Raw genomic sequence first — 21,138 nt, forward strand, 5'->3', positions numbered from 1 at the left:
ATGCGCCCCCTCCTCCCCGCCGATCCGGCCGCGATCGGCGGGAACCGTCTGCTGGGCCGCCTGGGTGCGGGCGGCATGGGCACCGTCTACCTGGGCCGTTCTCCCGAGGGCGTGCTGGTCGCCGTCAAGGTGATCCGCGCCGACCACGGCGCGGACCCCGCCTTCCGGGCCCGGTTCCGCCGCGAGGCGCAGGCCGCCGCCGGGCTGACCGGACGCTGGATCGTCCCCGTGGTCGCCGCCGACCCGGACGCCCGCGAACCCTGGCTGGCCACCCCGTTCGTCCCCGGCCCCTCCCTGGCCGAGGCGGTCGGCGGATACGGGCCCCTGCCCGCCAGGACCGTACGCATCCTCGGCGTCCGGCTCGCCGAGGCCCTGGCCGAGGTGCACGCGGCCGGGCTGATCCACCGCGACGTCAAACCGGGCAACGTCCTGCTGGCCCCGGACGGGCCCCGCCTGATCGACTTCGGGATCGCGCGGGCGGCCGGGGCGACCACGCTCACGGCCGTGGACGCGGTCGTCGGCACCCCCGGCTACCTCGCACCGGAGCTGGCCCGTGCGGGCGGCCCCGTCGCGGGTACGGCCGCAGACGTGTTCTCCCTCGGCTGCGTCCTGGCGTACGCGGCGACCGGGACCGGCCCGTTCGGCGGCGGGCACGCGGCCGCGGTGGTCTTCCGCACCGTCCACGAGGAGCCGGAACTCGGTTCACTGCCGGTCGAGTTGCGCGAGGCGGTCGTCGGATGCCTGCGGAAGGAACCGGCGGACCGGCCGACCCTCGCCGAGCTCACCGCCCTCCTCGGCCCCGACCCGAGCGGCACGGACCATCGCGGCGCCGCCGCGGGCGGTACGGACCCGGGCGGCACGGACCCGAGCGGCACGGACCCGGCGGCGGCCGGGGACTGGCTGCCCGCCCCGCTGCCCCGGATCATCGCCGAGCGCTCCACCCGGGCCCTGGACCTGCCCGCCCCGGAACCCACCCGGATCGACGCACCCGAGCCCGCCCGGCCGTTCACCCGCAGACGGCTGCTCGCGGCCTGCGGAGCCCTGGTCGCCGCCGCCGCGCCGGTCGCCTGGTACACCACCCGCGGACCCGGCGGCCGCGGGACGGCCGCCCCCGAACGGAACCTCCCGGTCCTGACCCTCGGCCTGCAGGCCGACCTCACCGGGCCCGGCCGGGCGACCGGCCAGGCCCACGAGCGCGGCATGCGGCTCGCCCTGGACCACCACAACGCCCGCTCCGACGCCGCCTTCCGGCTGGCCCTGCGCGTCGCCGACGACGGCGGGGACCCGCAGCGAGCCGCGCAGGCCGTCAAGGAACTGATCGCCGACCCGGCCGTGCTCGCCGTGACCGGCCCCACCTGGGACGCGGCCGTGCCGGCACTGGCCGACGCCTGCCTCGCCGCGGACCTCACCCTGGTGCTGGTGTCGGTGGACACCCCTGCCAACGCCACGACGCTGTGGCGCACGGCGTGCGCCACCCGCCCGAACGACGAGGGCCTCGCCCTCCCCGTTCTGCACTACCTGTCCCGGGTGCGGATCTCGCGCCGTACGGCGGTCGTCGAGGACGCGGCGAACGGAGCACCGGCGTGGCAGGTCACCCGGGCGCTCCAGCAGAGTCCCCCGGCGCAGGGCACGGTGAGCGTCCACCGCATCCCCGAGGGCGGCTCCGACTTCGCGGGCACCGTACGCGCACTGACCGAAACCGGCGCCGAGGGCGTCGTGTACGCCGGCACCTCGCCGCAGCGGGCCGGCGAGCTGGCCCGCGCACTGGCCGACGCCGGCTTCCCGGGCCCCCGCGTGGGACTCCAGCACGCCATGGAACCGGCCTTCCACACCGCGGCCGGCCAGGCAGCCGAGGGCTGGGTGTTCAGCGCCCTGTTCATCGATCCGCCGGCCGCGTCCGGCACCGCCGATTTCGTCGCGGCCCACCGCAGCGCCCATGGCGAACCGCCCGCGCGCTGGGCCACCGAGGCGTACGACGCGGTGGGGCTGCTGGCCAGCGCCCTGGCCGGGCTGGGGGGCGAGGGCCGCGACAGGGCGGGCCTGTCCCGCCGGATCTTCCGTACCACCCACCAGGGCCTCGCCAAGGCAGTCGCCTTCGACACCAGGACGCGAGCCCTGACCGGGGACAACCTCGCCCACCTCTACCGGGCCGAATCGGGCCGGTTCCGCTACCTGGGCCGGTACGCGGACGTACGCACCGACCCGTGAGCGGACCACTCGAACCGTGCGGATCACTCGAACCGTGCGGACTACTCGAACCGTGAGGTGTCGCCGGCTCCCCGGCGGACGATCTCGGCCTCACCGGAGGAGAAGTCGATGACCGTGGTCGGCTCGGTGCCGCAGTCACCCGAATCCAGTACGGCGTCCACCTCGTGGTCGAGCCGCTCCTTGATCTCCCAGCCCTGCGTCATCGGCTCGGCCTCGTCCGGCAGCAGCAGGGTGCTGGACAGCAGCGGCTCGCCGAGCTCGGCGAGCAGGGCCTGGGTGACGACGTGGTCGGGGATCCGGACACCGACGGTCTTCTTCTTAGGATGCAGCAGCTGACGCGGAACCTCCGAGGTCGCAGGGAGGATGAAGGTGTAACTGCCCGGTGTGGCCGCCTTGATGGCGCGGAACACGTTGTTGTCGATCTGCACGAACTGCCCCAGCTGGGCGAAGTTCTGGCACACCAGGGTGAAGTGGTGACGGTCGTCCAGGTTGCGGATCGACCGGATCCGGTTGATGCCCTCCCGGTTGCCCAGCTGGCATCCCAGTGCGAAGCAGGAGTCAGTGGGGTAAGCGACGAGCCTGCCCGAGCGGATCATGTCGACCACGTTGTCGATGGTGCGCCGCTGGGGGTTCTCGGGGTGCACGTCGAAGTATTTCGCCATCCGCCGAGCCTACGCCGTCACGGCGCCGCCCCCGACAGCCCCGGGACCCGACGGCCGCCCGGCCACGGCCGCTCCGGACGCTTCCCGGCGGTTTCGGAGGGACCATGAGAGGTGACCGTACGCCCCGGACCTCCCCCGGACCTCCCCGGACCGCCCCGCACCAGGGCCGGACGGGACGGGCCGGGGCGGGTGCCGCCGGGCGACGGTGCCGGAAGGGAGCGTCGCCGATGGGTGCGATCGACGAGCCGGGGGCCAGTGGGCGGCGGCCTGCCGCGGCCGGGCTCGCCCCGCCGAGCGGGCTGCTCGACGTACTGAACGTGGCGGCCGTCGTCCTCGACGCCGACGGCCGGGTCGCCCTGTGGAGCCCGCAGGCCGAGCAGCTGTTCGGCTGGACGGCCGCCGAGGCCCTGGGCCAGCCCGCCGCCCGGCTGCTGGCCGCACCGCAGCACGTCGGCCTGGTGACGGAACTCTTCGCGCGGGTCATGGGCGGCGCCGGCGACTGGGCGGGTGCCTTCCCGGTGCGGCACAAGGACGGCAGCACCCGCCTCGTGGAGTTCCGCAACATGCGGCTCCTCGACGACCGCGGCGACCTGTACGCCCTGGGCATCGCCACCGACCGCACCACGCTGCGGCAGCTGGAGCGGGACCTCGCCCTGTCGGCCCGCCTCGTGGCCCAGTCCCCGATCGGACTCGCGGTCCTCGACACCGAGCTGCGTTACGTCCTGGTCAACCCCACGCTGGAGCGGATCAACGGGCTGCCCGCCTCCGAGCACATCGGCCGGGGCGTCCGGGAGGCCCTGTCCTTCCTCGACGACACCGAGGCCGCCGAATCGGCGATGCGCCAGGTCCTGGCCACCGGCACACCGCTGCTGGAGCAGTTCACGGCCGGACGCGCCCACGGCGGGCACCGCGCCGAACACGCGTGGTCGGTGTCCTACTACCGGCTGGAGGACGCCACCGGGCGGGTCCTGGGCCTGGCCACCTCCGTGGTGGACGTCACCCAGAGCCACCAGGCGGCCCTGGAGATCGCCCGCAGCCGCCGCCGCCTCGCCCTGATCGCCGACGCCACCGTCCGTATCGGCACCACCCTCGACCTCGACCAGACCGCGCGCGAGCTCGCCGACGTCGTCGTGCCGGAGCTCGCCGACATCGCCGCCGTCGACATCCTCGACTCCGTCCTCGAAGGCCGGCCCACCCTCAGGTCGTCGGCCCACGAGCCCGCCGTGTTCCGCGCCCTCGCCGTCGCGGCCGCCTACCCGAGCGAAGCCGTCCGCGCCGCGGACCCCCCGGGGGACATCGCCCGCTACGCCGCCGACCGGCTGGTCACCCAGTCCGTGACGACCGGCCACCCGGTCCTCGTCGCCCACGTGCAGGCGAGGGACATCTCCCGGATCGCCCGCGACAGCAACGCCGCCTCCCTCCTCTCCCGCGCCGGACTGCGCTCGTACCTGGCCGTGCCGCTCATCGCGCGCGGCGAGGTCCTCGGCGCCCTCGACCTCAAACGCACCCGCAACCCGCTGCCCTTCAACGACGACGACATCGTGCTCGCCGGCGAACTGGCCGCGCGCGCCGCCGTGTGCATCGACAACGCCCGCTGGTACCGCAACGCGCACCACACCGCCCTCGCGCTCCAGCACCACCTCCTGCCCCACCACCCGCCGCCCACGCCCGGCCTGGAGGTCGCCTCGCGCTACCGGCCCGCCGCGGCCAGCAGTGAGATCGGCGGCGACTGGTTCGACGCCATCGCGGGACCGGACGACACCACCGTCCTCGTCATTGGCGACGTCATGGGCAGCGGCATCAACGCCGCCGCCAGCATGGGGCAGTTGCGCACCGCGACCCGCACCCTCGCCGAACTCGCCCTCGACCCGCCCCAGGTGCTCCAGCAGCTGGACCGCACCACGGCCGCCCTCGAGGAGACCATCGCCACCTGCGTCTACGTCGTCCACGACCCGCACCGCGCGCAGTGCCGCATCGCCGTCGCCGGCCACCTCCCGCCCGTGCTCATCCGCTCCGGCCACGCACCCAGGCTGCTCGACCTGCCCACCGGAGCACCGCTGGGCGTGGGCGGCATCCCCTTCGAGGCCACCACCGTTGCCATGGAGCCCGGTGACCAACTGGTCCTCTACACCGACGGTCTGGTGGAGACCCGCGACCAGCCCATCGACGAACGGCTCGCCCTCCTGCTGGAGCTGCTCGCCGACACCGGCGGCCCCCTGGAGGAGACCTGCGACCGGCTCCTGGACTCCCTGCGCCGTCCCGACGACCACGACGACGTCGCCCTGGTCATCGCCCGCGCGCGGGCCCTCACACAGGGGCCGGACGCACCCTCGCCGCGCGGCCCGGCCGGTGCGGGCCTAGGCTGACCGTGTATGCCGTGCCCTGGTCCTCGTACCGCAGGAGGCATAGGTGAAAACGACGCACGAACGGCTCCGCAGGGCCTGCGCGGCCACCGCCGCGGCTTGCCTGCTTCTCACCGGGGCCGCGACGGCTCCCGCGTACGGGGCGCCCACCCCCGGACCGACCGCCACCGCCACTCCCTCCCCCGACGCCGGCGGGGAGTTCAAGGCGATCACCCCGGCGGTCGCGGTCCAACTCGACACCGCCATCCGGCAGGTCATGCGTGAGGCCGGCGTGCCCGGCGTGATCGTCGGCCTGTGGGCACCCGGCAAGGGCAGCTACGTGAAGGCCTTCGGCGTGGCCGACAAGACGACCGGCGCGCCCATGCAGACCGACTTCAACACCCGCATCGGCAGCCAGACCAAGACGTTCACGGTCACCGCCCTCCTCCAGCTGGTCGACCAGGGCAAGGTCGGCCTCGACGACCCCATCGGCGACTACATCTCCGGGGTGCCGAACGGCGACCTCATCACCCTGCGCGAACTGGCCGGTATGCGCAGCGGGCTGTTCAACTACAGCGAGGACCCGGACTTCGACAAGGCGTTCACCTCCGACCCCGACCGCCGTTTCACCCCGCAGCAGCTGCTCGGGTACTCCTTCAAGCACCCGGTGCAGTTCGCGCCGGACGCGAAGTTCCAGTACTCGAACACCAACCTGATCCTGCTCGGCCTGGTGATCGAGAAGGTCACCGGCCGGCCGCTCGCCGAGGTCATCGACAAGGACGTCGTGGCGGCGGCCGGACTGCGCCGCACCTTCTTCCCGACCGGGTCCGAGTTCCCCGCACCGCACGCGCAGGGCTACACCGACCAGACCGCGTCCGGGAAGGTCGAGGTGTCGACGGACTGGGACCCGTCCTGGGCCTGGGCGGCCGGGGCGATGATCTCCGACCTGCAGAACCTGCGGAGCTGGGCGCGCACCCTCGCCACCGGCACCCTCCTGACGCCCGAGACGCAGGCCCAGCGCCTGAAGACGACCTCCGTCGGCATCCCCGGCGCCGGCTACGGCCTGGGCCTCTTCGACGTCCAGGGCTGGATCGGCCACAACGGCTCGCTCCCGGGTTACGAGAGCCTCGGCGTGTACCTGCCGCAGGCGCAGGCCACCATGGTCGTCATCCTCAACACCGACATCCTGCATGACGGCCAGGAGCCCAGCACGCTCTTCGGCGAGGCGATCACCAGCATCGTGACGCCCGGCAACGTGTACCCCGGCCACAAGCCGTCCGAGCCGAAGTCCGGCTGAGGCGGGACCCGGGCACCCGCCGGGCAGGACGACGGGTCGGTCGGATGATCCGACTGTTAGGGTCCCAGGCATGCCCCAGCTCATCGCCCCCAGCCCCCACCTGCACGGATCCTGGACCGCCGCGCAGGAGGAATGGGGGCCCGACGCCCACATGGACGGCGCGGGGCTCGGCTCCGACGACGACGTCGACAGCCCGGAGGGCTTCGCAGCCTGGACGCGGAAACTGCGCGGCTACGCGGACCGCTCGATGCCGGTCGACCACGGCCGGGTCCACGCGACGTACTGGTGGATCACCGAGGGCGACACCTACCTGGGCGCCATCGACCTGCGCCACTACCTCAACGGCTTCCTCCTCGACGCCGGCGGCCACATCGGCTACGGCATCCGGCCCTCGGCCCGCCGACGGGGCCTCGCCACCTGGGCCCTGTCCGCCGTCCTCCACGAGGCGCGCGTCCTCGGGATGGACCGGGTCCTGCTCACCTGCGACCCCGGCAACGAAGGGTCCGTCCGCACCATCGAGCGCTGCGGCGGGGTACTGGAGGACGTGCGCGAGACCCTGATCGGCCCCAAGCGACGGTACTGGATCACCCTCTGACGATGCCCGCGCCCGTGTGGTGGACGTGCCGCACGGCCGTGGTGGCCCGATAGTGGGGCTGTGAGCGAAGAGGACACCGCCTGGTCCGGACACGAGGGAGCGCAGGCGTTCGCGGCCGTGGAGGCGGCCACGGACTGGCTCCTGGGCTACCCGTTCGTCCTGCGGGCGCTGGCCGCCGACCGCATCGGTGCCGGAAAGGTCCTGGTGGACTACGGATGCGGGCCGGGCAAGGTGGCCGACCACGCGGCCCGCGTCCTCGGGGCCAGGGTCCTGGGCGCCGACACCTCCCCGGAGATGCTGGAGCTGGCCCGTGCCTCGGCGACCGCGGTGGCCGAATACCACCTGGTCGAGAACGGGCGCGTGACGGACCTGCCCGACGGCTGCGCCGACGCGGTGATGTGCAGCCACGTACTGGCGTCGCTGCCCACCGAGGACGCCCTGCTCGGCGTGTTCACCGAGATCCGCCGGCTCCTGCGGCCGGGTGCCCCGTTCGTGCTGCTGACCACCGATCCGGCCTGCGCCGGCACGGAGTACGCCTCGCTGCAGATCGGTGAGCCGGGCGAGGCGTACGCACCGGGCGACGAGGTCACCGTGCGGCTCCGGCGCACCGACGGATCCTGGCAGCGGATGCGCAACCACGCGTGGCCCGTGACCGTCTACCCGGCGCTGCTGGAGCGCGCCGGCTTCCGCGACATCGTCCGGCACCGGCCGTCGGTGGACGAGGCGCTCGCCGTCGCCGACCCGGACCTCGTCGCGAGCCGGCCGTGGTCGGCCGAGCGGGCCCGACCGCCCCTGGTGATCACGAAGGCGCGGGCGGCCCCGTGATTGCGGACGGCGGATCCGGCGGATTAGTGTCGCGTCCATGTCCATGTCCAAGGCCGAGATCGACACGCTGACCGCCGAGTTCTTCGGCTGCTTCGACAACCGCGGCGGCAAGGCCGCCGACGTGGACCGGATCCGCCGCCTGGTCGTGCCCGGGGGAGTGATCGTCATGACCGGCCCGCGGTTCACCGTCTATACCGTGGACGAGTTCATCGAGCCCCGGCGGGAACTGCTCGCCGGCGGACGGCTGGCGGAGTTCGCCGAGTGGGAGACCTCCGAACGGACGGAGATCGCGGGCGACATCGCGTCGCGCTTCGGCGAGTACCGCAAGTCCGGCCTCCTGGACGGCGAACCGTTCGAGGGCGGCGGCACCAAGACCATCCAGTTCGTCCGCACCCCGGACGGCTGGCGGATCGCCGCGTTCTCCTGGTACGACCGGCCCTGAGCGCCCGGTCCTTCAGGACCCGCCCTCCCGGTCGCCGCAGCAGCCGTCCCCGAGTATCTGGTCCAGGACCGGTGCCAGTCGGCCGGGCCCGGTCCAGGCCACGGTTCCGCCGTCGGCAGGTCGGTACCGCGGACCGCGCGTTCCCCGCAGGGCGTTCGTGCAGGACACCGCCGCGCAGGGTCGCCCGGGATCGCCGTCGACGAGGGTCGGGCCGGCGATCCGGCCCGGTTCGACCGTGCCGAGCCGGTCCGCGGCCTACGACCGCACGACGAATCCGGCGATGGCGAGAAACGCCCGGCACGTGATCCGGGAGGTGCCGGCGGAACGCGGAACGCGGGACGGGGTGAGGGCGGGTGGGCACGATGTGAGCGCCCGGCCGCTTCCTTCAGGCCTCACCCCTGAGGCGGTCGCGCTGGAGCTGACGGGCGACGGTCCGGCGTACGGAGGCCGGGGCCGATCCGGCCGGGGCCGGCGTCGAGCCCACGTCGAGGCCGCGGCTGATCTCGTCGTACGTGCTCCGGAAGAGGGCGGGCAACTCGGCGGCGCCCTGCCCGAGGTCCTCTTCGAGGAGGCGTCGCAGCTCCTCGGTGGTCTCGGGGGTGAAGTGCTTGCGCCCCCTGGCGAGGGCGCCGACGAAGCGTGTGCAGTGTGCGGTGTCCAGGGAGTCGGCGACCTCCTCCGCCAGTGCCCACAGGCGCCCTTCGAGCCACGGGACGTCGTGCTGGTCCAGGGCGAGTCCGAGGCGCGGCAGCGGTTCGCCGGCCGTCAGCCGTGTCATCTGTTTGGAGACGGCGGGCTGGCTCATGTCCGTGATCCGGGCGATCTTGTCCTGGGTCCAGCCGAAGCCGGCGAACAGCTTGATCATCTCGGTGCGCAGCCTGCGCATCTCCTCGCCCGCCCGGATGACCTCGTTCATCCCGGCGAGCATCCGCGCTGCCTCTTCCTCGGTCAGTGAGCCGTATCGATCTGCCACAACCCGGTTATACACCCGGCGGGGCCGTTTCGTCATAACCAGGTTGTACAACCTGGTTATGACTGCCAGGATGCGCGTCATGACCACCCCCGCATCCGAGTCCGAGTCCGAGTCCGTGACCGAGTTCGTGTTCGCCGCGCCCGACGGGACCCACCTGGCCTACCGCAGCCACGGCGGCGGCGACCCGCTCGTCTGTGTCCCGGGAGGCCCCGCGGACTCCTCCTACCTCGGCGACCTCGGAGGCCTGTCGGCACACCGCCGCCTGATCGTCATGGACCTGCGCGGCACCGGCCGCTCCGCGGTTCCGCGGGACACCTCGTCCTACCGCAGCGACCGCCTCGTCGACGACATCGAGGCGCTGCGCGAGCATCTCGGCCTCCACCGGATCGACCTGCTCGGCCACTCCGCCGGAGCCAACCCCGCCATGCAGTACGCGGCCCGGTATCCGGAGCGCGTCGGCAGGCTCGCCCTGATCACCCCCAGCACCCGCGCCGTCGGCATGGTGGTCACGGGGGAGACCCGGCGGGAACTCGCCCGGCTGCGGGCCGGCGAACCGTGGTTCCCGGCGGCCTTCGCCGCGCTGGAGTCGCTCATCGCGGGCACCGGTGGCGACCGCGACGCCATCGCCCCCTTCTTCTACGGTCGTTGGGACGACGAGGCACGGCGCCACCACGCGGCGGGCCGCCCCGGCAACCCGGAGGCCGTCGCCCGCTTCGGCGCCGAGGGCGCCTTCGATCCGGAGGCGACCCGAGCAGGGCTGGCGGCGGCCCTGCGGGCCCCGGTCCTCCTGCTCGCCGGGGAGTTCGACCTGAACAGCCCGCCCCGGTCGGTCGCCGCATGCGCGGAGCTGTTCCCCGACGCCACGCTCGTCGTGCAGCGGGGAGCGGGCCACTACCCCTGGCTCGACGACGCCGGCCGGTTCGTGGCCGCCGCCGCGGCCTTCCTGGCCTGACGCCGCGCGTCCCTGGTGCCCGCTGCCCGCTGCCCGCTGCGTCCGCTGCCCGCAAGTGGCACCCGCCCGTACGCCCCCCGTGCGTACGGTGACTGCCCCGGCCGGATTCCCCCCGGCCGGGGCCGTCCTCACGGTGCGGGCGCGCAGCCGCGCGCCGGCGCCGCTACCAGAGGACGGGCAGCCGCTCCGGGATGCGCTTCATGAAACGGGTGCGCCAGACGAGCTGGTCGAACGGGACGGCCAGCTGGAGCCCGGGCATCTTCTCCAGCAGCACCTCGATGGCGATCTCCGTGTGCCGCCTGCCGAGCGCGGTGGCCGGGCAGTAGTGCGGTCCGCCACCGAAGGACAGATGCGTACCGGCGTTCGCGCGGTCGATGTCGAAGGTGTGCGGATCGGCGTAGACCGCCGGGTCGGTGTTGGCGGCCTCGACCAGGACCAGCAGCAGCTCGCCCTTCTTGACCTCGACGTCGCCGAGGGTGACGTCCTCCAGCGCGAGCCGCGGCAGGCCGTCGGCGATCGACAGGTTGACGCGCAGCAGCTCGTCCACGGCGGACGGGATCTTCTCCGGGGCCTTGCGCAGCTGCTCCCACACGTCGGGGTTCTGCAGGAGCGAGACGATCGCCATGGTCAGGAAGCCCATGGTGGAGATGACCCCGGCGCCGAACAGGGTGACGCCGACGGTCGCCAGCATCTCGTCCGTCAGGTGCGCGTAGTCGGGGTCCTCGCGCAGCGCGGCGAGTTCCGCCATCAGCCCGACGGTGGCCGGGTCGTCGAGGCGCTCCACCATGTACGCCATGTCGCGGTCCCAGTTGAGCTTGGCGCCCGTGACGGGGCAGGCCGAGTTCATGAACGCGATGTCCAGGCTGGCGGCCAGGCGCGGGGCGTCGGCCTCCGGGATGCCGAGGATGCGGCAGTGGAGGTTCTCCGCGTACGGGTTGGTGAACGAGGCGCGCAGGTCGACCGGCGCACCGCTGCGCAGGATCTCGTCGACCAGGGTGTTCGCCTGCTCGCGCATCCAGCCTGTGAGGTCGCCGGTCTTCGGGTTGATCGCCTTGAGCACGGCCTTGCGCAGGCCCGCGCCGGTGATGTTGCCCATGTTGTTGACGACCTCGGGCGGGATCGTCAGCGCGTACTGCCGGGGCACTCCGGGAGCCGAGGTGTCCTTCAGGCTGAACCGGGGGTCCTCGAGGACCTGCTTGCAGAGCGAATGGGACGAGACGAGCCACGCCTCGTCACCGGCTATGGTGCGGACGCGCTTGACCGGCTCGTCGCGCAACTGCTCGACCTCGGCAGGGAGTCGGTCACCGCGAGCGGAGAACGGGAAGTCGAGGAGGGTGTCAGCGGTCATCGGAGTCTCCTTCGGCGGGGGTGATGATGGCGTGGCCCTGGTTGCGTGAGGCACGAAGCCCCGAGCCACGCGAGTAGAGCAGTTCCGCCATGGGCAGGAGCTGGTGGTAGCAGTTGAGGGAGGACGGCACGCCCAGGATGGCGGGCGTGTCGAGGAAGAGCGGCGCCTCGGCGCAGACGTACTCCAGGCAGACCTCGCGCTGGCGGGCCGTGGCCGTCTTCCCGTTCAGGACCTTCGAGGAAAGGAACGCGTCGACAAGGGAATTGCAGGTCTCCCGGAACTCCGGGTCGATGTCGAGCAGGTTGTTCAGATGGTTGTGGAGGGTCCGGTACGCCGGGATGTCGGTGAGGGACGACATCGGACGGGCCCGGAGGCGGACGCCGGTGGGGTCGGCTTCGGCGGCGGCGTTGTTGACCTTGGCGCGGACTCCGCGCAGGTTCTTCACCGCCTTGCGGCGGGCTTCGTCCTCGCCGTATCCGAGGGCCTCGTACATCTCCGCGACATGCATGTCGGTGTAAATGAGGTCGACCTGTGCGAAGTTGCGCATGCCCCACTGGGCGAGGTCGAGAACACGCTGGGCCGAGAAGTAGCTGTTGCCCGGCGAGATGCCGATGACGGCGTGATCGCCCTCATCGTTGATCACCTGGCAGTGCGGGGTGTATGGCCGGACTGTGAAGACTTCGGTTGCTGTCGTCAACAGGGGTCGGGTCCTTTGCGCCGCAAGTCCCGTGGGGCCCTGTGCCCCGGGTGTGGCGGCGACGTGATGGAAGGTACCCGAACTCTGAGCGACCTTCCATGTCTCCTGGGTAGTAACTCATCTTTCGGACAGACCAGTTGACCTGGGCATCTTTCAATCTTTCAACAAGTCCTCACGGCAGCCCGGGCGGTCACGCGCCACGCGTCGTGTGCCGCATCATGATGGGCCACCCCGCACACCCCGTTCGTCCGACGAAACCTCAGGAGGCCGGCAGTTGACCGGACCGTCGCGCCGCGCCGTGCTGGGCGCCGGGATCGGCGCCGTCGCGGCGTCGCTCACAGGGTGTTCGGGGAACTCCGGCCCCGTACGCCGGCTGCGGCTCGCGACGGGCCCCGAGGGCGGGCCGTACAACGCCTTCGGCAAGGCCCTGGCGCTCGCCGTCGGCGCGAGCGACCTGCCGCTGGAGATCGTCCCCGTGAGTACGGCGGCGAGCGTGAACAACCTGCGCAGCCTCGACGAGGGCTCCGCAGAACTGGCCCTGGCCATGGCGGACGCCGCCGAGGACGCCGTGCTGGGGCGCGAGTCCTTCCCCGGGCCCGTCGCGGTGACGGCACTCGCCCGCGTCTACGTCAACTACACGCACCTGGTCGTCCCGGCCGACGGGCCGGTCCGCGCGGTGACGGACCTCGCCGGCCGCCCGGTCGCCGCCGGTGCGACCGGTTCCGGGGTACGGGTGGTCGCACAGCGGGTGCTGCGAGCCGCCGGACCGGCCGCACCGGCCGAGGAGCGCCCGCTGGGCCTCGCCGCGTCGGTGGCGGCACTGCGCGAGGGCTCGGTCGACGCGCTGTTCTGGTCCGGGGGCGTGCCCACCCCGGCCCTGTCCACGCCGGCGGCCGAGCGGCCCCTGCGCTTCCTGCCCCTGGACGCCTACGTGGCCCCCCTGCGGGCGCGCTACGCCCCCGTCTACACGGCGGTCACCCTGCCGGCCGGGGTGTACGGCCTCACGGAGCCGGTGGGCACCATCGGCGTCGGCAACTACCTCCTGGCCCGCCCGGACGTGGAGGAGCACGTCGTACGGGACCTGCTGCGGGTGGTCTTCGACCAGTGGCGCGACCTCCTGCGGGAGGTGACGGCGGGCGCCCGCCTGGAGCCGCGCTTCGCCATCTCGACGGGCCGCGTCCCCCTCCACCCGGGCGCGGCCGCGTACTACCGCTCGGTCTACGGCTAGTGCTGTGACCCGGTGAACCTTCTAGGGGGTGTCCGGCGGATCTACGGGGCGGCCGGGGGCGGGGGGAGGCGGAGGTGGGCCGTCAGGCCGTGGGGGGTGTTCGGGGCGAGGTCGAGGGTGCCGCCGCTGAGGCGGGCGATCTCGTCGGCGATGGCCAGGCCCAGGCCGCTGCCGGGGATGTTCTGGTGTCCGGGGGCGCGGGTGAAGCGCCGCAGCAGCGTGCCCAGTTGGTCGTCCGGGACCCCCGGGCCGTCGTCCGCGACCCGGACGACCGTGCTCCCGTCGGGCCGGTGCGCGGCGCTCACCTCGACGCGGCCGCCGCTCGGCACGAATTTGACCGCGTTGTCCAGGAGCGCGTCCAGGATCCGGCCCGCCGCGTCGGGCAGGGCGTGCGCCCACAGGCCGTCCGCGACGCCGACGGCCGTGAGGTCCAGCCCCGCCGCGCGGAAGACCGGAGCCCAGGCCGTCACCCGGTCCCGTACCGCCCGCGACACGTCCTGTCCGGCCGGCTCGGCGGCACCGGACTCCACCCGTGCCAGGGCCAGCAGACCGTCCAGCAGTTCCGCCAGGCGCTCGGCCTCGTCCAGGGCCCGGGCGTGCTCGGCGAGGCCCGGCCCGGGGGTGACGTGCGGCTCGACGTTCTCCAGCTGCAGCACCAGCGTGGCCAGCGGGTTGCGCAGCTGGTGGGAAGCGTCGGCGACGAAGTCGCGCTGACGGCCGATGGATTCGGCCACGGCGTCCGCCATGGTGTTGAAGTGCCTGTGCAGACGGCGCAGTTCGGGAGGGCCGGTGTCCGAGCCGGCCCGGGCCCGGAGGCTGCCGGCGGCCAGCCGCTCCACGGCCCGGTCGAGGTCCAGGACCGGACGCATCAGCCAGCGGGCGATCCAGGCGGCGACCAGCGCGGCCGCCGCGAAGGAAGCGAGCGCCCCGGCCGCGATGAGCGACCAGCGGACCGTGACGTCCCGGCGTGCGGCAGCGGTGGGGACCGCCAGCAGCACCGCCCCGCTGACCCGCTCGTCCCGGCCCACCGGCTCGGCGAGCACGACGCCGTCCGGACCCCACGGCCGCAGGGTCGGCAGCCGGTCGGTGGACCGGCCGGTCAGCGCGCGGCTGCGCGCCTCCACCGCCCCCGCGCCGGGTGTGCTCCCGGCACGCACCAGCGTCGCGCCCGCCGTGTCGACCACCACCACGCCCGCCCCGTACAGGTCGGCGTACCGGCCGATCTCGGCCGCCAGCTCCGCCCGGTCGGCATCCGTACGCATCCGCTCCGCGAGATCCGCGAACCGCACGGCCTCCGAACGGCGCTGGAGGAGCAGGTGCTCGGTGCGGCCCCGCGCGTACCCCTCGGCCAGCGGCAGGCACAGGAGCAGCGCCGCCACCCCCATGAGGACCGTCAGCACGGCGAGGAGCCGTCGCCTCACCGCTCCCCGCCGAGCTGGTAGCCGTACCCGCGGACGGTGCGCACGAGCCCGGAGCGGCCGGTCTTGGCGCGGATCCCGGCAACGTGCACGTCCAGCGAGCGCGAGGCGGCGAGGAAGGCGTCGCCCCAGATCCGGTCCAGGATCTCCTCGCGCGAGTGCACCTCGTCCGGCCGGATGGCCAGGAGCGCCAGGACGTCGAACTCCCTTCGTGTGAGGCGTACTTCGACCCCCGCGACGGTGACCGTACGGCCCGCGGGGTCCACCTCCACGTCCCCGCGGCGCACCACCGCCGGGCCCGGGACGGCGCGGTCGGCGCGGTCGGCGTGCGCGTCCGTCCGGCGCCGTACGGTGTCGATACGGGCCATCAGCTCGGCCATCCGGAACGGCTTGACGACGTAGTCGTCGGCGCCCGCCCGCAGACCCTGCACGATGTCGCGCTCCTCGCACCGCGCGGTCACCACGATCAGCGGCACACCGCAGACGGTCCGCAGCCGCCGCAGCAGCTCTATCCCGTCCAGGTCGGGCAGCCCCAGGTCCAGCAGGACGAACTCGGCCTCGCGCGTGTGGCGCAGCGCGTCCTGGGCCCGCGCCACGCGGCGGACGGTGTGTCCGCGCTGGGCGAGGGCGGTGCCGAGCGCCTGGGCCATCCGGTCGTCGTCCTCGACCAGCAGCGCGTGCACGGGAGCCCCCCTCGCCGTCCCGGGATCCGCGGCCCGCGCGGGCCGCGGGCCCAGGCTACCGCCGCCGCTCAGCGCACCGCCTCGACGGGCTTTCCGGTCGCACCGGCTCCCGCCGCGGCGTCCGCGTCCGCTTCCGCCCGGCTGAGGGCCGCGTCTCGGGTGTCCGGCATCAGCACGTACGTCACCAGGGAGATCAGCGCGCACCCGGAGACGTACCAGAAGAACATGGTCTCGTGACCACTGTTCTTGAACCAGAGCGCCACGTACTCCGCCGTGCCGCCGAACAGAGCGTTGGCGATGGCGTACGGCAGTGCCACGCCCAGGGCGCGCACCCTGGTGGGGAACAGTTCGGCCTTGACCGCCGCGTTGATGGACGTGTAGCCGGTGATGATCACCAGGGCGAGCAGGGACAGGCCGAGCGCGGACCAGTACGAGGACGCCGACCCCAGCGCGGTCATGATCGGGTACGTGCCGATCGTGCAGCCCACCGCGAAGGTGATCAGCAGGGGACGGCGGCCGATCCGGTCGGACAGCATGCCGGCGAAGGGCTGGAGTACGGCGAAGAGGGTCAGTGCGGTGAAGCTCACCAGGGTGGCGGTGGTCTTCTCCATGCCCGCGCTGCCGACGAGGTACTTGGTCAGGTAGGTGGTGTAGGTGTAGTAGGCCACGGTGCCGCCGAGGGTCAGAGCCATGACCAGGCCGGCTTGCCGACGGTAGTGCCACAGGGCCGTGAGCGTGCCCCGCGTGCTGTCGTCGTGGGCGTCCTCGCCGGACGCCTCCTCCTGGAAGGCGTCGGTCTCCTGGAGCCGGCGCCGCAGCCAGAAGACGACCACGGCGAACAAAGCCCCGAGCACGAAGGGGATCCGCCAGCCCCAGCTCTCCAACTGCGCCGCGGTGAGCGTGTGCTGCATCGTGATCAGGATGCCCAGGCCCAGCAGCTGGCCGCAGGTCATCGACACGTACTGGAAGGACGAGCCGAGGCCGCGCCGGTTGCGGGCGGACGCCTCGGTCAGGTACGTGGCGCTGGCGGCGTACTCGCCGCCGATGCTCATCCCCTGGAGCAGACGGGCCAGCAGCAGCACCAGGGCGCCGAAGTATCCGGCCTGGCCGTAGGTCGGGGCGACGGCGATGAGCAGTGCGGCCACCGACATCATGGTGACGGTGAGCGTGAGCGCGCTCTTGCGCCCGTGCCGGTCCGCGGCGCGGCCGAGGATCCACCCGCCGACGGGGCGCATCAGGAAGCCGACCGCGAAGATTCCCGCGGTGTTCATCAGCTGCGTGGTCGGGTTGTCCCCGGGGAAGAAGGAGTCGGCGAAGTAGATCGCGAAGCTGGCGTAGACGAACCAGTCGTACCACTCGACGAGGTTGCCGAGGGAGCCGCCGACCAGGGCGAGCCGGCGCTTGCGGCGCTCCTCCCCGGGCGTGGGGACGACTGGGACGGCGGACGAGGACATGGCGGCTCCAGCGGGAAGTCCCTGATGGGAGTGGGGAGAACGGCCCCTGAGGCGGGGGAGTGTCCAGAGCATGGGGCCGCCGCCGGAGCCGGACAAGCTCCGCCGCGCAGATCTAACGTTCCGCTAAGGAAGCGGGACGGACGCGGGACGGACGCGGGATTTCACGACGCGGTCATGCTCACGTCATGTCCGCTCCATGGTGGTCACCCGCTGGTGGCCCACGGTGGGGGCGGCCCGGCCGCGGAGCACCCGTGGGACCCGACTCCGCGGCCGGCCGCACCCGACCCCCGTGACCAGGAGGCAAGATGAGCGCGTTCCCGAGCAGGCGGACAACGGCGGTCGGCGTGGCCGCCGTCGTGGCCCTGGGCGTGATCGCCGTACCGGCGCACGCCCGCGCGGACCGCGGCACACCGCCGCCCCTGCCGCAGGTCCCCGCTTCCGTTGAGACGCCCTCCCTCTTCGACGACGAGGCCGGCGGCAACGCCAACGCCGACGACCCCGCGATCTGGCGCAACGCGCAGGACCCCGACCGCAGCCTGGTCATCGCCACCGCCAAGGAGGGCGGACTGCGCGTCTACGACCTGGACGGGCGCCAGGTCCAGTCCCTGCCGGCCCCGCCGCCGCCCGGCGCCGGGCACAAGCCCGGACGGTTCAACAACGTCGACCTCGTCACCGGCCTGCGCTTCGCCGACGGACGCCACGACGTGGCGGTCGTCTCCGACCGCGGCCGCGACCGGCTGCGCGTCTACCGGATCGACCCCGGGCGGCCCACCGCACCCCTGGTCGACGTCACGGACGAGACGGCCGCCCCGCTGGTGTTCTCCGCGGACCAGGACGAGGTCGACGACCAGCGGACCGCCTATGGCCTGGCCGCGTACACCGACCGCCGCAGCGGCCGCTCCTTCGCCGTCACCAGCAGGCGCCACGGCACCGAGCTGGCCCTGGCCGAACTCCGGCCCACCGCAGGGGGGAAGGTCGGCTACCGCACGGTCCGCACCACCGCGCTGCCCGCCACCTTCACCCTGCCCGACGGAACGCCGTGGTCACCGTGCGGCGAGCCGGGCGAACTGCCCCAGGTCGAGGGCATGGTCGTCGACCCCGACACCGGCGACCTCTACGCCGGCCAGGAGGACGTCGGCATCTGGAAGCTGGACGCCGACCTGCGCTCCCCGGCCCGCCTGATCGAGAAGGTCCGCTCCTTCGGGGTGCCCGGCACCTGGAACCCGCAGACCGAGGAGTGCGACGCGGGCGCCGACCCGGGCTTCGGCGGCCGGCACGTGTCCGCCGACGTCGAGGGCCTCACCATCTGGCGCGACCCGAAGCACCCCCGGCACAGCGGCTACCTCCTCGCCTCCAGCCAGGGCGACGACACCTTCGCCGTCTTCGACCGCGAGAACGGCAACGCGTACGTCCGCAGCTTCCGCGTCGCGGCGGGCACCGGGCCCGGAGCGCCCGACGGCTCCCAGGAGTGCGACGGCGCCGCCGTCACCAGCGCGCCGCTGGGCAGGAGGTTCCCCGAGGGGCTGCTCGTCGTCCAGGACGGCCACAACACCCCCGCGACCACCGGACCGGACGGGGAGACCCGCACCGACACGGACTTCAAGTTCGTAGACCTGGGAAGGCTGAAGCGCGCGGCACGCCTGTGACCCGGAAACCACCCCCGGCCGGCACCATGCGGTGCCGGCCGGGCCGGATGTCCGGATGCCCGGATCAGACGAGGTCGAACCGGTCCAGGTTCATCACCTTGTCCCACGCCGCGATGAAGTCCTTGGCGAACTTCTCCTTCGCGTCGTCGCTCGCGTAGACCTCCGCGAGTGCCCGCAGCTCCGAGTTGGAGCCGAAGACCAGGTCGGCACGGGTACCGGTCCACTTGACCTCGCCGGTGGCGCTGTCACGGCCCTCGAAGGTGTTCGCGTCCTGCGCCGTCGCCTTCCACTCGGTCCCCAGGTCCAGGAGGTTGACGAAGAAGTCGTTCGTCAGCGAACCGGGGGTCGTGGTGAACACGCCGTGCCGCGACTGCTGGTGATTGGCACCCAGCACCCGCAGGCCGCCGACGAGGACGGTCAGCTCGGGCGCGCTCAGGTTCAGCAGGTTCGCCCGGTCCAGCAGCAGATACTCGGCCGGGAGCCGGTTGCCCTTGCCGAGGTAGTTGCGGAAGCCGTCGGCGGCCGGCTCCAGCGCGGCGAAGGACTCCACGTCCGTCTGCTCCTGCGTGGCGTCCACCCGGCCCGGCGTGAAGGGCACCCGCAGGTCGAACCCGGCGTCCCTGGCGGCCTGTTCCACCGCGGCGGCGCCCGCCAGCACGATCAGGTCGGCGATCGAGATCCGCTTGCCGCCGTCCTGGGCGGCGTTGAACGCCTCCTGGATCCCCGTCAGGACGCGCAGCACCCCGGCGAGCCGGTCGGGCTCGTTGACCTCCCAGCCGGCCTGCGGCTGCAGACGGATGCGGGCGCCGTTGGCACCACCGCGCTTGTCACTGCCGCGGAAGGAGGACGCCGACGCCCACGCGGTGGACACCAGCTGCGACACCGTCAGGTCCGATGCGAGGACCTGCGCCTTCAGGGAGGCGACGTCCGCGGCGTCGACCAGCTCGTGGTCCAGCGCGGGCAGCGGGTCCTGCCACAGCAGTTCCTCGGACGGTACCTCGGGACCGAGGTAGCGCACGACGGGGCCCATGTCGCGGTGGGTCAGCTTGAACCACGCGCGGGCGAAGGCGTCCGCGAACGCGGCCGGGTCCTCCAGGAAGCGGCGCGAGATCTGCTCGTAGGCCGGGTCGAAGCGCAGCGACAGGTCGGTCGTCAGCATGGTCGGGGCGTGCGTCTTCGACGGGTCGTGCGCGTCGGGCACGGTGCCCGCGCCCGCGCCGTCCTTGGGCCGCCACTGGTGGGCGCCGGCCGGGCTCTTGAACTGCTCCCACTCGTAGCCGAAGAGGATCTCGAAGAAGCTGTTGTCCCACGTGATCGGGGTGTTGGTCCAGATGCCCTCCAGACCGCTGGTGATCGCGTCCCCGCCCTTGCCGGTGCCGTACGAGCTGGCCCAGCCCAGGCCCTGCGCCTCGATCGGGGCGGCCTCGGGGTCGGCGCCGACGCTGTCGGCCGGGCCGGCGCCGTGGGTCTTGCCGAAGGTGTGGCCGCCCGCGATCAGAGCCACCGTCTCCTCGTCGTTCATCGCCATCCGGCGGAACGTCTCACGGATGTCGCGGGCCGCCGCGAGGGGGTCCGGGTTGCCGTTGGGGCCCTCCGGGTTGACGTAGATCAGGCCCATCTGGACGGCGCCGAGCGGGCTCTCCAGCTCGCGGTCACCGGTGTAGCGCCGGTCGTCGAGCCAGGTGGTCTCGGGGCCCCAGTACACGTCCTCGTCCGGCTCCCAGACGTCGGCGCGGCCGCCGCCGAAGCCGAAGGTCTCGAAGCCCATCTGCTCCAGGGCGACGTTGCCGGTGAGGATCATGAGGTCGGCCCACGACAGGCTCTGGCCGTACTTCTTCTTGACCGGCCACAGCAGACGGCGGGCCTTGTCGAGGTTGCCGTTGTCCGGCCAGCTGTTGAGGGGCGCGAAACGCTGCTGGCCGGCGCCCGCGCCACCGCGTCCGTCGCTGATCCGGTACGTGCCGGCGCTGTGCCACGCCATGCGGACCATGAAGGGGCCGTAGTGGCCGAAGTCCGCGGGCCACCAGTCCTGCGAGGTCGTCAGGACCTCCGCGATGTCCCGCTTGACCGCGGGCAGGTCGAGGGCCTTGAACGCCGCGGCGTAGTCGAAATCCTCGCCCAGCGGGTTCGCCACCGCGGGGTTCTTGGCGAGGATCTTCAGGTTCAGCCGTTCGGGCCACCACTGGCGGTTTCCGCCGCCCTGCGTGGGGTGCGCGGCGCGCTCGTGCGCGACGGGACAGCCGCCCCCGCCCTGCGCCTTGTCGTCCGTGACGATTGCATCGTGGTTCTCGGACATGGGAATCCTTCCGTACCAGGGGGATCGCGGTGCTCAGGACCGAATGCGGTGGAACAGGCGGGACACGGTCCC

The 21,138-nt window shown here is 73.0% G+C and carries 17 protein-coding genes; 9 read left to right on the forward strand and 8 right to left on the reverse strand.

Annotated elements, in window-relative coordinates; all coding sequences use genetic code 11:
- Complete coding sequence (locus tag AAT21_RS29755) at positions 1-2,208, forward strand: bifunctional serine/threonine-protein kinase/ABC transporter substrate-binding protein (protein ID WP_046780063.1); 2,208 nt, start codon at positions 1-3, stop codon at positions 2,206-2,208.
- Positions 2,209-2,249: 41 nt separating this feature from the next.
- On the opposite strand, the gene AAT21_RS29760 is transcribed toward AAT21_RS29755, so the two are convergent.
- Positions 2,250-2,870: an L-threonylcarbamoyladenylate synthase gene (locus AAT21_RS29760; RefSeq protein WP_046780064.1), complete on the reverse strand. Its 621-nt coding sequence runs from the start codon at positions 2,868-2,870 to the stop codon at positions 2,250-2,252.
- A 227-nt stretch (positions 2,871-3,097) separates the two neighbouring features.
- On the opposite strand from AAT21_RS29760, the gene AAT21_RS29765 reads away from it, so the two are divergent.
- The 5 genes from AAT21_RS29765 to AAT21_RS29785 all read left to right on the forward strand — a co-directional run bounded on the left by AAT21_RS29765 (position 3,098) and on the right by AAT21_RS29785 (position 8,371).
- Positions 3,098-5,236: a SpoIIE family protein phosphatase gene (locus AAT21_RS29765; RefSeq protein ID WP_046780065.1), complete on the forward strand. Its 2,139-nt coding sequence runs from the start codon at positions 3,098-3,100 to the stop codon at positions 5,234-5,236.
- Between the two features lie 43 nt (positions 5,237-5,279).
- A complete protein-coding gene (locus tag AAT21_RS29770) occupies positions 5,280-6,509 on the forward strand; it encodes a serine hydrolase domain-containing protein (protein ID WP_046780066.1) in 1,230 nt (409 codons plus the stop codon).
- 70 nt (positions 6,510-6,579) lie between these two features.
- A complete protein-coding gene (locus tag AAT21_RS29775; protein ID WP_046780067.1) occupies positions 6,580-7,104 on the forward strand; it encodes a GNAT family N-acetyltransferase in 525 nt (174 codons plus the stop codon).
- 60 nt (positions 7,105-7,164) lie between these two features.
- Complete coding sequence (locus AAT21_RS29780; protein ID WP_046780068.1) at positions 7,165-7,929, forward strand: class I SAM-dependent methyltransferase; 765 nt, start codon at positions 7,165-7,167, stop codon at positions 7,927-7,929.
- 43 nt (positions 7,930-7,972) lie between these two features.
- A complete protein-coding gene (locus tag AAT21_RS29785) occupies positions 7,973-8,371 on the forward strand; it encodes a Cif family virulence factor (protein WP_046780226.1) in 399 nt (132 codons plus the stop codon).
- Positions 8,372-8,756: 385 nt separating this feature from the next.
- On the opposite strand, the gene AAT21_RS29790 is transcribed toward AAT21_RS29785, so the two are convergent.
- Positions 8,757-9,344, reverse strand: a complete 588-nt coding sequence (locus AAT21_RS29790; protein WP_235439272.1) for a sigma-70 family RNA polymerase sigma factor — start codon at positions 9,342-9,344, stop codon at positions 8,757-8,759.
- 79 nt (positions 9,345-9,423) lie between these two features.
- On the opposite strand from AAT21_RS29790, the gene AAT21_RS29795 reads away from it, so the two are divergent.
- Positions 9,424-10,296, forward strand: coding sequence for an alpha/beta fold hydrolase (locus AAT21_RS29795; RefSeq protein ID WP_046780070.1), 873 nt, complete (start codon positions 9,424-9,426; stop codon positions 10,294-10,296).
- Positions 10,297-10,459: 163 nt separating this feature from the next.
- On the opposite strand, the gene AAT21_RS29800 is transcribed toward AAT21_RS29795, so the two are convergent.
- The gene (locus AAT21_RS29800; protein WP_046780071.1) at positions 10,460-11,644 is read right to left on the reverse strand and encodes a cytochrome P450; all 1,185 of its coding nucleotides are present in this window, start codon (positions 11,642-11,644) and stop codon (positions 10,460-10,462) included.
- Positions 11,634-12,341 (reverse strand): cyclodityrosine synthase, encoded by a 708-nt coding sequence (locus AAT21_RS29805; RefSeq protein WP_079026043.1) that lies wholly within the window; start codon positions 12,339-12,341, stop codon positions 11,634-11,636. Before AAT21_RS29805 ends, AAT21_RS29800 begins: the two co-directional genes overlap by 11 nt.
- Positions 12,342-12,615: 274 nt before the next feature.
- Between AAT21_RS29805 and AAT21_RS29810 the strand changes: the two genes are divergently transcribed.
- Entirely contained in the window at positions 12,616-13,569 is a 954-nt protein-coding gene (locus tag AAT21_RS29810) for a TAXI family TRAP transporter solute-binding subunit (RefSeq protein ID WP_046780072.1), read from the forward strand.
- A 41-nt stretch (positions 13,570-13,610) separates the two neighbouring features.
- Here the strand turns inward: AAT21_RS29810 and AAT21_RS29815 are convergent, their stop codons facing one another.
- From AAT21_RS29815 to AAT21_RS29825, 3 genes are all read right to left on the reverse strand, one after another.
- Positions 13,611-14,990: a sensor histidine kinase gene (locus tag AAT21_RS29815; RefSeq protein WP_046780073.1), complete on the reverse strand. Its 1,380-nt coding sequence runs from the start codon at positions 14,988-14,990 to the stop codon at positions 13,611-13,613.
- Positions 14,987-15,670, reverse strand: a complete 684-nt coding sequence (locus AAT21_RS29820) for a response regulator transcription factor (RefSeq protein WP_079026044.1) — start codon at positions 15,668-15,670, stop codon at positions 14,987-14,989. Before AAT21_RS29820 ends, AAT21_RS29815 begins: the two co-directional genes overlap by 4 nt.
- Before the next feature lie 68 nt (positions 15,671-15,738).
- On the reverse strand, positions 15,739-17,124 hold the full coding sequence (locus AAT21_RS29825) for an MFS transporter (protein WP_235439273.1): 1,386 nt from the start codon (positions 17,122-17,124) through the stop codon (positions 15,739-15,741).
- Between the two features lie 305 nt (positions 17,125-17,429).
- Here AAT21_RS29825 and AAT21_RS29830 point away from each other — a divergent pair, with 305 nt between their 5' ends.
- Complete coding sequence (locus AAT21_RS29830) at positions 17,430-18,770, forward strand: phytase (protein WP_052758049.1); 1,341 nt, start codon at positions 17,430-17,432, stop codon at positions 18,768-18,770.
- Between the two features lie 64 nt (positions 18,771-18,834).
- Here the strand turns inward: AAT21_RS29830 and katG are convergent, their stop codons facing one another.
- Positions 18,835-21,066, reverse strand: a complete 2,232-nt coding sequence (katG, locus tag AAT21_RS29835) for a catalase/peroxidase HPI (RefSeq protein WP_046780074.1) — start codon at positions 21,064-21,066, stop codon at positions 18,835-18,837.
- Between the last annotated feature and the right edge of the window lie 72 nt (positions 21,067-21,138).

The sequence above is a fragment of the Streptomyces yangpuensis genome, from assembly GCF_001005295.1.
Taxonomy (GTDB): Bacteria; Actinomycetota; Actinomycetes; order Streptomycetales; family Streptomycetaceae; genus Streptomyces; species Streptomyces yangpuensis.